Annotated in this window: 1 protein-coding gene; it reads right to left on the reverse strand. The window is 61.5% G+C overall.

Going from position 1 to position 950, the window contains the following annotated elements; translation table 11 throughout:
• Positions 1-735 (reverse strand): sensor histidine kinase (locus AC1D00_RS42940; RefSeq protein WP_477014898.1); only part of this gene is annotated, 735 nt, incomplete at its 3' end.
• Between the last annotated feature and the right edge of the window lie 215 nt (positions 736-950).

The raw sequence follows: 950 nt of genomic DNA on the forward strand, positions 1-950 counted from the left end.
GCTCTCCTCATAGGTCAGTTGCACGTCGCCCTGGAGCTGGCGACCCAGCGTCTCGATCAATCGCGTTCCGAAGCTGCGCTTTGCGGGTGAGTGGATCAACGGACCATTCTTCTCGATCCAGGTCAGGCGCAAGCGTTGCGTCTGCGGGTCGATCGTCCAGTGGAGATCGACGCCCCCCTTTGGAGCCGAAAAGGCACCGTACTTCGTGGCGTTTGTGCAAAGCTCATTGAGCGTCATCGCGACGGCGATCACGGCACCCGAATTGATCCGGATATCGGGTCCCGAAATCGAGAACTTCGATTCGGCGGGATCGTCGAAAGCTTCGATGGCGCTGCGGACGACCGCCCCGAGGTCGGCGCTCGACCAACTCGCCCGCACAAGGAGATCGTGCGCCCGGCCGAGTGCCAATAGCCGACCATCGACAGCCTGCTGTGCGTGTTCCACACCTTGCAGGTTGCGCAGGCTCTGGGAGACGATGGCGGCAACGATCGCGAGCGTGTTCTTGATGCGGTGGTGCAGCTCTTCAAGGATCAGATTTTGCAGCTTGTCGGAGGTCTCTCGCTCCCTTGCATCGATGCCCGCCCTGGCGAGCAGACCCCTCGTGTTGATCTCGGCCTGGGCAAGGAGAAGCCGCAGGCTGACATTCTCTGCCGCCAAAGCATCCTCATGCGATTCTCCGTCGCCGGGATGCTGACCCGTGCGGAGATCGATCTCGAGCGTTGGCGACTGTATCACGAGGGTTGGCTGCCGGACCTGATTTCAGTGGAACGTTTCGTCACGAAGGCGGGATTTCAGCGGCGTCGCGATCTTGCTTCGGCGCCTTCGTTGCCGAGAAATACGCGTGGATTTCGGCGGCATTTCCAAGAATCGCCGCCCTGCGCATTGCCGCCGTGCGCTTATTTCCTGACGGCAATTCGCGAGCGCGACGCAAGGCGTCGATCGCCCTGGAG

Source organism: Bradyrhizobium sp. P2_E8 (assembly GCF_056403875.1).